This is a genomic window from Leptotrichia sp. OH3620_COT-345, from assembly GCF_003932895.1.
GTDB lineage: Bacteria > Fusobacteriota > Fusobacteriia > Fusobacteriales > Leptotrichiaceae > Pseudoleptotrichia.
Genome location: NZ_RQYW01000202.1, coordinates 1 through 250 on the forward strand (window position 1 = coordinate 1; position 250 = coordinate 250).

Annotated in this window: 1 protein-coding gene; it reads left to right on the forward strand. The window is 40.8% G+C overall.

The window, feature by feature from the left end; genetic code table 11:
• A partial coding sequence (locus EII29_RS11795; protein WP_148096456.1) for a hypothetical protein occupies positions 1-250 on the forward strand: 250 nt, incomplete at both ends.

A 250-nucleotide genomic window follows, 5' to 3' on the forward strand; every position in this document is an offset into this window, starting at 1 on the left:
CAACCGTTGGCGGTAAAGACTACATTTGTTACTACACTTGGATTGGGTTATGAGAATGAGCTTGGAAAAGTAGGAGATGTAGGCAATAAAGGAAGAGTGAGATACACAACGGCGGACTGGTTTAACATAAGAGGTGAGAAGGACGACAGAAAAGGTAACTTTAAGGCGGACTTAAATATCGGAGTTGAGAACCAGAGATTCGGAGTGACATTTAATGCAGGATATGATACAAAAGGAAAGAATGTAAGAG